The 10,896-nt window shown below is 36.8% G+C and carries 9 protein-coding genes; 3 read left to right on the top strand and 6 right to left on the bottom strand.

Going from position 1 to position 10,896, the window contains the following annotated elements; all coding sequences use genetic code 11:
- Positions 1–139 precede the first annotated feature (139 nt).
- From ABDZ53_RS05425 to ftsE, 4 genes are all read right to left on the bottom strand, one after another.
- Positions 140–1,348 (bottom strand): PDZ domain-containing protein, encoded by a 1,209-nt coding sequence (locus ABDZ53_RS05425; protein WP_343754578.1) that lies wholly within the window; start codon positions 1,346–1,348, stop codon positions 140–142.
- 172 nt (positions 1,349–1,520) lie between these two features.
- Positions 1,521–2,681 (bottom strand): C40 family peptidase, encoded by a 1,161-nt coding sequence (locus ABDZ53_RS05430; protein ID WP_343754579.1) that lies wholly within the window; start codon positions 2,679–2,681, stop codon positions 1,521–1,523.
- A 75-nt stretch (positions 2,682–2,756) separates the two neighbouring features.
- Positions 2,757–3,644, bottom strand: coding sequence for a permease-like cell division protein FtsX (gene ftsX, locus ABDZ53_RS05435; protein ID WP_343754580.1), 888 nt, complete (start codon positions 3,642–3,644; stop codon positions 2,757–2,759).
- The gene (gene ftsE, locus ABDZ53_RS05440; RefSeq protein ID WP_343754581.1) at positions 3,634–4,320 is read right to left on the bottom strand and encodes a cell division ATP-binding protein FtsE; all 687 of its coding nucleotides are present in this window, start codon (positions 4,318–4,320) and stop codon (positions 3,634–3,636) included. Before ftsE ends, ftsX begins: the two co-directional genes overlap by 11 nt.
- A gap of 704 nt (positions 4,321–5,024) precedes the next feature.
- On the opposite strand from ftsE, the gene ABDZ53_RS05445 reads away from it, so the two are divergent.
- The 3 genes from ABDZ53_RS05445 to ABDZ53_RS05455 all read left to right on the top strand — a co-directional run bounded on the left by ABDZ53_RS05445 (position 5,025) and on the right by ABDZ53_RS05455 (position 6,959).
- Positions 5,025–5,876 (top strand): Rgg/GadR/MutR family transcriptional regulator, encoded by an 852-nt coding sequence (locus ABDZ53_RS05445; RefSeq protein ID WP_343754582.1) that lies wholly within the window; start codon positions 5,025–5,027, stop codon positions 5,874–5,876.
- 189 nt (positions 5,877–6,065) lie between these two features.
- Positions 6,066–6,353 carry a hypothetical protein gene (locus ABDZ53_RS05450; protein WP_343754583.1) on the top strand — a complete coding sequence of 96 codons (288 nt, stop codon included), beginning with the start codon at positions 6,066–6,068 and terminating at the stop codon, positions 6,351–6,353.
- A gap of 318 nt (positions 6,354–6,671) precedes the next feature.
- Positions 6,672–6,959 (top strand): hypothetical protein, encoded by a 288-nt coding sequence (locus tag ABDZ53_RS05455; RefSeq protein ID WP_343754584.1) that lies wholly within the window; start codon positions 6,672–6,674, stop codon positions 6,957–6,959.
- A gap of 62 nt (positions 6,960–7,021) precedes the next feature.
- Here ABDZ53_RS05455 and prfB read toward each other — a convergent pair.
- Together prfB and secA are read right to left on the bottom strand one after the other, a co-directional pair.
- Positions 7,022–8,132, bottom strand: a protein-coding gene (gene prfB, locus ABDZ53_RS05460) for a peptide chain release factor 2 (RefSeq protein WP_343754585.1) whose coding sequence is annotated in 2 segments (ribosomal slippage) — positions 7,022–8,074 and positions 8,076–8,132 — 1,110 coding nt in all. Because the reading frame shifts where the segments join, the coding sequence is not laid out codon by codon here.
- A 73-nt stretch (positions 8,133–8,205) separates the two neighbouring features.
- The gene (gene secA, locus ABDZ53_RS05465; RefSeq protein ID WP_343754586.1) at positions 8,206–10,668 is read right to left on the bottom strand and encodes a preprotein translocase subunit SecA; all 2,463 of its coding nucleotides are present in this window, start codon (positions 10,666–10,668) and stop codon (positions 8,206–8,208) included.
- Positions 10,669–10,896 lie beyond the last annotated feature (228 nt).

A 10,896-nucleotide genomic window follows, 5' to 3' on the forward strand; every position in this document is an offset into this window, starting at 1 on the left:
TTTCTCCTTTTGATTATATATGTAATTATGTTCATATGTATATTTTATCATACGTTAACTGAAGTATCAATTCATCCCTTCATTTTCCACAAAAAAACCCTTAATTTTTAGAGTCTTCTCCAAAAACCAAGGGTTAGTGTTAATCTGTTTTAGCCACAGACATATCTTCTAATGTAATAATTCCTAAATCATGAGGGTCATCGTCATATATGGCTGTTTCGACTATAACCAGTTCGTTGTCAATTCGTTTGACTTTTAACTTGCAGTAAGCCCGATGATTAAAAAGTGATTCAATCAAATCTTCTGAAGTGTTGAGCTTGACCTGATTAGCTTCCACAAGAACGTCACCAATTTCAATATTCATTTTATCTGCAGGACTATTCGGTCTCACTCCAACCACTCGAAGACCATCTTGATCAGGACCAAATCGGAAGGACCATTTTCTCTCACGTAATCGGTGTTTATACAGAACATATACTCCACCGAAGAACAAAATGATCAAGCCAGCGACCGCAGCTTCTAATCTCCAAAAAGTAGCAGCAAAGACAAGTACGCCTACAACACTTAAAGCCACAAAATCTTTTAATAAAGCATTTTTTGCTTGAGTCGGCATTTGAGCCTGAACAGTGTAGCGAAAACCAATAAGTACAGGCAAAATTAAAAATGAATATGTCTGATTGCCAATAGAAAATACCGGCCACCATTCAAATAACTGAGTAAATGTTTCACCAGGTATAATGACTAATAATGGAACAAGCCATAGGGGATTCATTCGGTAACGAGCAACCATTTTTCCCCTTTTTGTTTTTAAAAATCGCGGAATAAATTGAACGAGTTTTCCAATGTGCATTGTCAGAACACTACTAAGCAGCAGAAACAAGGATAAAATAAAAATGATCTGAATGGCTTCTAGACCGATAGCGTCCTCTTGAATAAATGGACTATTCCAATTGGATAATAGTGGGGCAAATAGAGATTCCGACGAAACAAATTGTCCATATAAAAATAGGGCTAACGCAGACGCACTAAATGTAAAAACAGGATGGAGAAAACGGTAACCCATTCCTAAAAAGAGGAGAGTCACTATGTGGTAGAGTATAATCCAGTCAATTGTAACAGGTAACCCCACTCCCAATGAAATTAAAGAGAGCACAAGCCCTGGGATTAACCCCCAAAGAAAAAACCGTTTGATTTCAAAGTTATCTTTATAGATTACCGCTCTTAATTGATTTCTAGAATATTTATAGCGACGACTTTTAGATACAAAGGCGAGTAATAAACCTATCAAAAAAGTCGGTTGAATAAAAAATAGTACCAATGCTAATCCTATATTTTGTAATACTGTCATCTGCGCTAATCTTCCCTTCCGTTGACGTGTTTCTCCTATTTTATCATATTCTCATTCAAATAGGCATGGGTTCTCATGATAATCCTTATTTAAAAAATACTCCCTATAGGCAGTTGGTATAATCCACATAACCTATAGGGAGTAAAAAATTGACATACAGTTAAAAATAAAATTAAGGACGGCCGAACCCTGCTACATATCTTGACCAGTATCCAGAAGTAAAGGAAGCTACAGCCACACCTGTGGACGTTTGAGCTCCAATGAATCTGCCGCCACCTAAATAAATCCCTACGTGATCGACTCTTCCTGACTGATTAAAGAAAATTAAGTCTCCAGGCTGGGCTTCAGATTGTGAAATACGTTGTGTAGTGGCAAATTGTCCAGCTGCACTACGAGCAAGATTTTTTCCAGTTGCACGACTATAAACATAGGATGTAAAGCCTGAGCAGTCAAACGCTGCTGGAGTAGATCCGCCATACAAATAACGGACTCCTGTAAAACTATGAGCTGTGCTTACGACTGATCCATTAGCAGGTGCTGTTGTTTTCGATTGAGAAGAGGTCGTCACTTCATCATTTTGGTTATCTGATGGTTGAGAGACTGAAACAACTGTTGCCTCTTCAGCTACCGCACGTGCTGTTTGTAATTCATCCCGACGACGCTCACTTTCACGTTGCTCGGCTAAGTAGGCTTCTCTTTCTTCTGCTAACTCTGACTTTTCAGCAGCAATAGACGCAATCAATGCTTCTTGTTCTGCTTTCTGCTCTTCTAATTCCACTTTTTTACTTTCTAGTTTAGCGGCTAACAAGGTTTGTTCTTCTTGCTTTTGAACGGTTTCTCTTTCTTTCAATTCAACCAGTTCTTTATCTTCTGCTTGTTTCTCCATTAAGTTCTGGTTTGCAGAAAATATCATATTAACCACATCTAGTCTACCTAAAACATCTGTTAAACTTTCCGATTCTAGAAGGAATTTTAAAACGTTATTTGTTTGACCAGTGATTTGAACAGCTCTTACTTGTGATTTCAACTGCTCTTCTCTTTGATCTATTTGTTCAGATAAAAGTGTGACTTCTTCTTGTATAGAAACAAGTGCTTCAGCTGTTAATTCTAACTCTTTAAGCATGTCTGCTGCTTCTTCTTCTGTTTCTTTAATGAAGAGAGTAATATCTTTTAGTTTTTCTTCAGCTTTATTCTCTTTTTTATCAAGAGAATGCATTCTTTCCGAGAAACTGTCCGATGGAGTAGCTTCACTTATTTGAGGGAGAGTTCCAAAGATACTCACTCCAACCAATCCTGATAGCATTAATCTAAACAATCTTTTCTTTATATCCACGTCTGATTTCCTCTTTCTGTCGTCAATTTTGTTTTTTGTTTTTATATGTATGAAGAGGGCGAACCCTCTTTTAAATTAAACTTTTAAGAACTTTCTAATAGATAGAGATGAACCAATGCTTCCTATTACGACTCCTATGGTTAAAAGCAATGCGACAATGAGGAGTAAATAAGGGTTTGGCGGGAGTAAAGAGAAATATGTGCCCGACAAGTAATTCATAATTGATTCAAATCCACTGAGATAAATATATGAAATAATAGATACTGGGATTAATGCGCCTATGAAGCCTATAAGTGCTCCTTCAATTAAGAAAGGCCATCTAATAAACCAGTTTGTCGCTCCCACTAATTTCATTATTTCGATTTCTGTTCTTCTAGAGAAGATGGTAATTCTAATGGTGTTGGCAATTAAGAATACTGCAGTGAATATAAGAGCAATGATAATAATGACCCCTACATTTCTAACAGTTTCCATGATAGTAAACAAGCGGTCAGCAGTCGCCCCACCGTAATTCACGTCAGCCACGTAATTCATATCTTCGGCTATTCCGGCTACTTCAGCGGTATATTCGGGTTGAGTGGTTTGAACAATAAAGACGTTATATAAAGGATTATCGTCTCCATCAAACAACCCAAACTCATCACCATAGCTGCCCATCACCTGATTTAATTCATCATCTCTACTAGAAAAAATAACTGTATCTACTTCTTCTAGTGATTCCAGGTTCTCTTGCAATTCGTTTTGATCCTCTTCTTCAGCTGCCAAATCGATGTACACACGAACACTGACATCTTCTTCTACATCTGTCGCTAATTTATTGACGTTCATTAATATAGCAATAAAGCTACCTACTAATAGCAGTGTGACAGCAACTGCACTGACAGCGGCAAAAGTCATCCAACCATTTCGCTTGATACTTTTGAAAGCTTCTTTTATATGTCTCCACACATTTCTAATTTTCATAGCCGTACTCCCCTCTTTCCTGATCACGGGCAATACGTCCATTTTCAAAGGCTAATAATCTGTGTCTTACTCGGTTAACAATTTCTGCGTTATGAGTAGCCATGATAATCGTCGTTCCTTGGTTATTAATCTCTTCTAGCAAATCCATAATCCCCCATGCTGTTTCCGGGTCCAGGTTACCAGTTGGCTCATCGGCGATAAGCACTCTTGGCATATTGGCAATAGCACGCGCTATAGCTACTCTTTGCTGCTCTCCTCCTGATAGCTCATTCGGGAACATTCTTACTTTATGTTTCAATCCCACCAAATCCAACACTTCTAACGTACGTTTTTGAATTTGCTTTGGATTTTTACCGACAACCTGCATAGCGTACGCTACATTTTCATAAACCGTTAATCGTGGAAGCAATTTGAAGTCCTGAAATACGACTCCAACGTGTCTGCGCAGATACGGTATTTTTCTCGGTTTTAAATTTCCAAGATGAAATTCGCCAACTTTAACTGTTCCTTTTGTGGGTAGTTCTTCTCGATAAATCATTTTAATGAATGTCGATTTGCCTGCTCCACTCGGACCAACCACATAAACAAATTCACCTTGGTTGATTCTAACGTCTAATCCATTAATAGCTGTAATGCCATTGGGATACTTCTTATAGACATTCTTCATTTCTATCATTTTAGTTAATCACCTATCTATTATAGTCTCTTTCCAATCAATCAGGTATGCAAATAAATGTCTTCTTGCTTTTCATAACCTTCATTAGTATATCACTGGCTCATAATAAGTCTGTTTTAAAACAATTACAAAATTGTTTCAATGAAATCTGTTTGTCTCATTTCATAAAAACCTCCTGAATTAAACCGAAGGCAAAAAGTACACACCCACCACTTTTTAATTTTATTTAGTTTTTTATGGGTTTTCACACTCTTTTTAAAGTCTTATTCAAACGAAATGATGGTATAACCCACCACTTACCTTTCATTACAAGAACACCTGAATTTCGTCTTTAATATTTGTCTGAATTATGACAATATTAGTATTTGGAGGGATGTTAAAAGAGTTAAAACAGACAAGATACAAAAAAAGACTTTTACTCTATCATGCATTAGAGTAAAAGTCTTTATAGTCTCAAACAATCCAATAGATTGTTCTTATTAAAACGCATACAACAAATCAACAACAAGCCATTCATTCCCAACAGTTTCTACTTTTTATAAATGATTTCCCAGTCCCATACTAAAGGCTTGATTGGGTTTCCAAGTAAGCTGAATAATATTTTAAACATATTGGGCAACCTCCTTTTTTTATTGGTATAATTAAGTATACTACAAATATAAACATCTTTACTATTCAATTAATATATTGGAGGGTTTCTAATAATGGAGTCATATAGAAAAGTTTTAAAATCACTTAGAGAGAGCAAAGATCTTTCGCAATACGATGTTGCCAAGTCAAAAATCGTATCTGCTTCTCAAATTAGTAACTATGAGCGGGAGACTTCTCACTTAACAGTGGAAAAGTTTTTGGCTTTGTTAGATTATTTCGATACGCCCCTTGACATCTTTCAATTATTAATTGAAGAACCCGTAGCAAACTTTAGAGAAGAAATTAAGTTGATTTCTTTAGCAAGGGAAAGAGCGAGTTTAACCGAACTGAACAGGTTAAAACGCCAATTTGAAAGTAAAAAGACTTCCGTTCCAAGATATGAGAAATTATTATGGTTAACTGAAGTGTATATTTCAAGCGTTCAAAGTAAAGAATTGAGTACCGAATATATCGAAAAATTGAGAGACTACTTTGACGAAGAACAAGGAGATGACTTCTTCCGAGTTATTTTGTTTTCGAATGTCTTCTTTCTCTTTGAACCAGAATATGTATTTCCTAAAATTAAGCGATTGGAAAGAAGAATGAAAGTCTATACTGAATTGTCTAAAGAGTTCAATATTGAAGCTCAATTTTACCTGAATTTAATTAATTATTTTATTATGCATCAAAATTACGATCATGCGGAGAAATTTATTCAAAAACTAAAAATAGACTTAGAAGGGTCTTTTTATATTTATGAAGTAGAAAAACTCAAATTTTTAGAAGGTAAATACCTTATTAAAACGGGTGAAAAAGAAAAAGGAAGAGAGTTAGCTGAACGTGCTATAGAAAGAATGCAAGAATATAAATGGACAAGTAAAGCAGTCGCTCATCAAACTATATTAAAAGGATTATTAGGTAATTAGGTATTTTAACCGAACGCAATAAGATAACATGTTATAAACCAGCCAATTTATTGGCTGGTTTATGTGATAAGAGAAGATTTTAGTTACAATGTATACATAATTGGAACTACATAAAAAGGTCCCATTCGGTATTCTTTTTTTAAAAACTATATTATAATACCGCTTGGTCATCGAAGAAGGGGTGATTGTATGTTTGGTAAAAAAATAGAGCACAAACAATTATTCGATTTAATTTTTAAAGGAGTTATTATCCTTTATATCATCTTAAGTACTGTATTCGGTTTTATCGTTGATTACAACTCTCTTGGAATATTTACTAACTGGTGGCTGCTCTTCATTGGTGTTGTTTTTCTGGTCATCAATTCTTTAATCACCATTATCCATTTCAAACGTCTGTCTCTTCCTTTTGTCATCAATAGTCTTTTAAATTTGTCATTGGCGATCTTAATTTATTTTCTTTATCAGAGTGTCGTTTAATTTAGCTATTCAAAAGATAGGTGAGGATTGAAAAAAAGTAGTGTTAGACAGGAATGATGAACAAGCATATTTATTCCCCTTCTTAAATAAACCACTCTCTATAGTATCTTTGCTATATCCTTATCTAAAAATCGCCGAATCCACCTTAGTATGAATGAGCTGACTCCGAAAAAGGACCAGGTGGTATTTTTATTTCCATCTCATGAATTCCTCTATAGATGACAATCAACCAACTATAGCCTATCAATTCTCACATTCAACCATACTCAGTACTCAAAAAAAGAATGTATCTCACGAAAATCTATTAGGGGGCAATCCATGTTTTTAGAAGATATATTAGATAAAATAAAAATAAAGAAAGCCAGTATTGCAACATGTTTAGTCATTTTTCTGGGCTATACTGTAGGATACTTTATTGATGGTAGACTTGGAGGCGACTTCACGGGCTGGTGGCTTTTTACATTTTCTATACTAGTATTAATTGGGATAGTGATAGAATTCATTTTTAAATTTAGAAAGCTTATAAAAAAAGAAATTTTTTCTTATTTATTCACTATAGGATTATTAATTGGCGGAATTTATATCCTTTATCGCACTCTCGTTTAACTTAAAAACCGGACTCATGAAAAGATTCCCCTTCATGTGAGTCCGGTTTTGTATTTATCTCATTATTTTGATTGTTTCATTGTTGAGCGAAGATAGGCTTCGATGAAGGCATCAATGTCCCCATCCATTACCGCATCTGTGTTCCCTGTCTCCTCATTCGTCCGATGGTCTTTAACCATCGCATACGGGTGGAAGACATACGATCGGATTTGCGATCCCCAGCCGATTTCTTTCTGCTCGCCTCTGATTTCAGCCATTTCTCTTTCTTTTTCTTCTTGCTGTTTTTGATAAAGCTTCGCTTTCAAAGTAGCCATTGCCGTTTCTCTATTGGCTAACTGAGAACGACCAGCTTGACTGGAAGCAACAATACCTGTTTCTTTGTGGGTGATTCGCACAGCGGAATCTGTTTTATTGACGTGCTGTCCACCTGCCCCACTTGCTCGGTAAGTGTCTATTCTGATTTCATCCGGACTAATCTCGATGTTTATCTCATCTGTTATTTCCGGTGTCACATCTACTGATACGAAAGAGGTATGACGACGCCCGCTAGAATCGAATGGCGAAATACGCACAAGGCGGTGAACGCCCTTTTCTGCTTTCAAGAGCCCGTAGACATTGGTTCCTTTTACTAAGAGAGTTGCACTTTTTATCCCCGCTTCGTCTCCACTCTGGTAATCCAGTACTTCATATGAAAACCCGCGCTTATCAAACCAGCGGGTATACATACGATACAACATATCTCCCCAGTCTTGGGATTCTGTTCCGCCTGCACCCGGGTGAATTTCAAATATAGCGTTGTTTTTATCATACGGATCACTGAGCAACATATCGAGTTCGAACTGGTCACTTTGCTTTTCTAAAGTAAGAACCTCTTCAATTAACTCATTTTTTATATCTTCATCAGGGTCTTCTCTATACATATCTAACAGGAGTTCGATTTCTTCTGTTTTGGTTTCCATGTTTTTAAATGTCTGGTACGTTCCTTTGACTTCGTTTGCATCTTGAATAACTTTTTGTGCGGCATTTTGGTCATCCCAAAATGTCGGGTCAGCCATCATCTGGTCATACTCGGCGATGTCCGTTTCCATGGTCTCTAAGTCAAAGAGACCCCCTAAAATCTTCGACTTTTTGTTGCAGTTGGGCTAATTTGTTGCTTATTTCGCTAATTTCCATATCATTTCCTCCTTGAATTTTAAAAAGACAAAAGGAACAGATAGATTTATCCGTTCCTTTCCGTTCTGTCTCATTATCCCATGCGTGTATGTGTTTCTTCATCATGCGAATAGGTTGGTTTATTAGGTGTGCGACGTGCTTGTTTATTATTACCGCTTGGTGTGGCTTGCTCTCTTTGAAGGTTCTGACGGATTTGAGATTTCATGAGTAAGCGAGTCACGTCATGCTCAATTTCTCCCACCATTTCTTCAAATAAAGTAAAGCCTTCTTGCTGGTACTCCGTTAATGGATTGAACTGACCGTAAGATCGAAGTCCAATACCTTGTCTTAACTGATCCATCTGGTCAATGTGGTCTGTCCATTTTCTGTCCACAACTCTCAAGATAACCACTTTTTCAAATTCAAGAACTTGTTCTGGTCCATTTAATTGAGCCGTTTTTTCTTCATAATTGGCACGTGCCAAATCAACCAATAAGTTTTCAATCTCACTTTGTGATTTTCCTTGGATGTCATCTAAAGTCAATTGTTCCGGATGAACTAGTACCGTATGTGCAAAATCGACAATACGATCAAGCTTCCATTGTGACTGATCCTCGTGTTGTGTGTGGAGCTGCACATATCTTTCAATGGTTCGTCTAATCATTGGTATTGTCACATAGTTTAGTGATTCTTCTTCCATGATGACTTCTTGACGTTGAGAATAAATGACTTCTCTCTGTTCTCTCATGACATCATCGTATTTTAATACGTTACGACGAGTATCGTAGTTATTTCCTTCTACTCGTTTTTGAGCCGATTCTACTTGGCGACTGATCACGCGACTTTGAATCACAGCATCGTCTTCTGCAATTTTCAGTTGTTCCAGTACCATGCGAATACGGTCTGAACCGAATCGTTTCATCAAGTCATCTTCAAGTGACAGGTAGAATTGAGAAACACCAGGGTCTCCCTGACGACCTGAACGTCCTCTTAACTGGTTATCGATACGTCTGGATTCATGGCGTTCTGTCCCGATAACAGCTAAACCGCCTAATTCTTTTACTCCAGGGCCTAATTTAATATCTGTCCCACGACCAGCCATGTTAGTCGCAATGGTAACAGAGCCCGGTTGACCTGCGTTAATAACAATCTCCGCTTCACGGAAGTGGTTTTTAGCATTCAACACTTCATGTGGAATACCGTCTCTTTTCAGTAATGAACTAATTAATTCTGATGTTTCAACAGCTACTGTACCAACAAGAATCGGCTGTCCTTTTTCATGACGCTCTTTAATATCTGCAACAACAGCATTGAATTTACTTTCCAGTGTAGGGTAAAGTAAATCATCACGGTCATCACGAATAAGTGGTCGGTTCGTTGGTATAGCGACAACGTTCATGTTGTAAATTTCTCTAAATTCTTCTTCTTCCGTTTTAGCTGTACCCGTCATACCAGATAACTTTTTGTACATACGGAAGTAGTTCTGAAACGTAATGGTAGCCATTGTTTTTGATTCTTTTTGAATCTCAACGTTTTCTTTCGCTTCAATGGCTTGGTGTAGACCGTCTGAGTAACGACGCCCTTCCATAATACGACCGGTAAATTGGTCTACAATTTTAACAGCATCTTCGTCAATCACGTAGTCAATATCTCTAAGCATAATATAGTTGGCTCTCAAAGACTGATCTAAGTGGTGAACCAATGCCTGGTTTTCAATATCATATAAGTTATTTACGCGGAATGTTCTTTCCGCTTTCTCAATTCCTTCTTCAGTTAAAGAAATCGATTTAGATTGTAAATCAATTGTATAGTCTTCATCTTCTTTTAAGCCTTTAACAAAGAAGTCACAGCGCGTGTAGAATGACGTTGAACGGTTAGCTTGGCCAGAAATGATTAACGGTGTTCTGGCTTCATCAATTAAGATAGAGTCAACCTCATCTAAAATAGCAAAGTTTAATGGACGTTGAACCATCTGTTCTTTGTAAACAACCATGTTGTCTCTTAAATAGTCAAATCCTAATTCGTTGTTTGTAGAGTAAGTAATATCACAGTTGTAGGCTTCTCTTTTTTCTGAAGATGTTTTTGAATTCAAATTCAATCCAACCGTTAACCCCATCCACCGGTAGAGTTCTCCCATTTCTTCTGCGTCACGTGTAGCCAAGTAGTCGTTAACTGTTACAACGTGTACTCCTTCGCCAGAAATAGCATTTAAATAAACAGGCATAGTAGCTGTTAAGGTTTTACCTTCACCTGTTTTCATCTCAGCAATATTCCCTTCATGAAGGGCCATGCCTCCCATTAACTGCACTCTAAATGGGTACAGTCCAAGGACACGTTTAGATGCCTCTCTGACAGTCGCAAAGGCTTCAACCAACAAATCATCCAATGTTTCCCCTTTAGCATAACGGGCCTTGAATTCTTCCGTTCTTGCTTTTAGTTCGTCATCAGATAAAGCGGCCATTTTGTCTGATAATGCGTCTATTTGGTCTGCTTTTTTTCCATACATACGTAACTGTTTTTTATCATTTTCAAAAATTCTCTTTAGTAAATGAGCCATATATATAAATCTCCTCTTTTGTTTCATTGCTTACTTAAATACGCTTTAAATTCCTTATGTTTACTGACACTTTCTCGATTTTCTCATACTGTTCTATCATACCACTATTATGGCTCAAAAAAAAGACTTGCTTTCGTTTCTTGCAGTCACTTGTTCTATCCTGAATAATTCATAGTTTTTCTAAAAAGCTTTATCAGTGTTGATTTTATCACTTTTATATTTGTTTGC

Source organism: Alkalibacterium iburiense, assembly GCF_039521845.1.
In the GTDB taxonomy this organism is placed as follows: Bacteria; Bacillota; Bacilli; order Lactobacillales; family Carnobacteriaceae_A; genus Alkalibacterium; species Alkalibacterium iburiense.

Excerpts from the sequence above, each read along its gene's own strand:
- ABDZ53_RS05425 (WP_343754578.1), bottom strand. The coding sequence starts at position 1,348 with ATGACAGTATTACAAAATATAGGATTAGCATTGGTACTATTTTTTATT.
- ftsX (WP_343754580.1), bottom strand. The coding sequence starts at position 3,644 with ATGAAAATTAGAAATGTGTGGAGACATATAAAAGAAGCTTTCAAAAGT.
- ftsE (WP_343754581.1), bottom strand. The coding sequence starts at position 4,320 with ATGATAGAAATGAAGAATGTCTATAAGAAGTATCCCAATGGCATTACA.
- ABDZ53_RS05445 (WP_343754582.1), top strand. The coding sequence starts at position 5,025 with ATGGAGTCATATAGAAAAGTTTTAAAATCACTTAGAGAGAGCAAAGAT.
- ABDZ53_RS05450 (WP_343754583.1), top strand. The coding sequence starts at position 6,066 with ATGTTTGGTAAAAAAATAGAGCACAAACAATTATTCGATTTAATTTTT.
- ABDZ53_RS05455 (WP_343754584.1), top strand. The coding sequence starts at position 6,672 with ATGTTTTTAGAAGATATATTAGATAAAATAAAAATAAAGAAAGCCAGT.
- secA (WP_343754586.1), bottom strand. The coding sequence starts at position 10,668 with ATGGCTCATTTACTAAAGAGAATTTTTGAAAATGATAAAAAACAGTTA.